We start from the raw sequence: 1,805 nt of genomic DNA on the forward strand, positions 1-1,805 counted from the left end.
TCGACGATGGTCTGGCGGATGAAGGCGCTGGCGCCGACATCGACGCCCCAGGTCGGCTGGGAGACAAGCAGAAGCTTCGGCTCGAGCGCGATCTCACGGCCGACGATGAATTTCTGCAGATTGCCGCCCGACAGGCTTTGCGCCGTCGAAGCCGGACCGTTGGCCTTGACCTTGAACCTGTCGATGATGCCAGCTGCGAAGGCGCTGGCTTTGCGCCGGTCGACCAGGCCGTTGCGGACGGTGCCGAAGCGATGGGCGGTCAGAACCGCGTTCTCCCACAGCGTATGCGACGGTACCGCGCCACGGCCCAGCCGTTCCTCGGGAACGAAGGCGAGACCGAGCTTACGGCGCTCGTCGGCACGAAGGCGAGCGGCAGCGGTACCGCAAATCCTGATCGCGTCGTTGTTGTGATGCGTGCGTTCGCCGCTGAGCAAGGCGATAAGCTCCGCCTGGCCGTTTCCGGACACTCCCGCCAGGCCGACGATTTCCCCGCCATGAACGTTGAAGGAGACGTCCTTCAGATCCACGCCGAAATGGTCTCTTGCCTTGACCGAAAGGTTGTTGACCTCGAGCACTGGCTTCTCGCTCGGGGTCGGCGGGCTGACATGCATTTCCGGCAGCTTCGAGCCGACCATCATGCGGGCGAGCTCGAGCGAGGTCGTCTCTTTCGGCCGAGCGGTGCCGGTGACCTTGCCGTTGCGCAGCACGGTTGCGGTGTCACAGAGCTCCTGCACCTCGTCGAGCTTGTGGCTGATGTAGACGATGCTGCAGCCTTCAGCGGCGAGTTGTCGAAGCGTCTCGAACAGCTTGACCACCGCCTGTGGCGTCAGCACGGAAGTCGGCTCGTCGAGGATCAGAAGCTTGGGCGCCTGCAGCAGGCAGCGCACGATCTCGACGCGCTGCCGCTCGCCGACAGAGAGGTCATGCACCTGGCGATGCGGATCGATCGGCATACCGTAGCGAAGCGAAAGCTCGCGGATCTTGGCGGCAAGCGAGGGCAGATCGAAGGCGCTGCTTGCCGAGAGCGCAATGTTCTCGACCACTGAAACGGATTCGAACAGCGCGAAGTGCTGGTAGACCATCTCGATGCCGAGCGCGCGCGACGTCGCCGGGTTGTGCGCCGCGATCGGATTGCCGTCGCAGAAGATCTCGCCGGAATCGGCCTGCGCCGCGCCATAGATGATCTTCATCAGGGTCGATTTGCCGGCGCCGTTTTCGCCCAGCACGGCGTGGATTTCGCCGGGCTGGATAGACAGCGAGACCTCGTCATTGGCGACGACGCCGGGATAGCGTTTGCGGATGTTGCGCAGTTCTAGACGCGGATGCATGGCGGGTCCTGCCGTGGCGTGAAGCGAGGTTGGACGGGAACCAGGCAGGGAGACGCCGAAGGTCGGTCTCGGCGCCTCCCTGGTTCTTTGATGGCGTTCAGCTCAGCTTGCCGATCATGCCTTTGACGAACCAGTTCATGCCGCGAACATCGTCATCGGCCAGGACGGAGCCTGCAGCGACCTTGAGGTTGCCGGCCTGGTCCTTCAACTCGCCGCCATAGGGGTGCACCTTGCCGCTGCCGATGTCGGCCTCGAGCTGCTTCAGCTTGGCCTTGGTGTCGGCCGGTATGCCGTCATTGTAGGGCGCCATCTTCACGACGCCCGCTGCCAGTCCATCCCAGCGCACTTCCGGCTTCCAGGTGCCGGCGGCGACGGCCTTGGCGGCGCCGACATAGTCGCTGGTCCAGTCGAGGACAAAGGACGTCAGCTGTTTGCCCGAAGCGAACTTGGCCATGTCGCTGGCGTAGCCGATCGACC

1 protein-coding gene and 1 pseudogene are annotated in these 1,805 nt (G+C 64.1%); both read right to left on the minus strand.

Annotation, left to right across the window (positions count from 1 at the left end; all coding sequences use genetic code 11):
* On the minus strand, nt 1-1,328 hold a 1,328-nt coding region (locus EN994_RS29685), incomplete at its 3' end, for an ABC transporter ATP-binding protein (RefSeq protein WP_164746337.1).
* Between the two features lie 97 nt (nt 1,329-1,425).
* Nucleotides 1,426-1,805: pseudogene (locus EN994_RS29690) on the minus strand (BMP family ABC transporter substrate-binding protein); the annotation flags it as partial.

It is taken from the genome of Mesorhizobium sp. M7A.F.Ca.CA.002.09.1.1, assembly GCF_003998555.1.
GTDB classification, from domain to species: Bacteria; Pseudomonadota; Alphaproteobacteria; order Rhizobiales; family Rhizobiaceae; genus Mesorhizobium; species Mesorhizobium ciceri.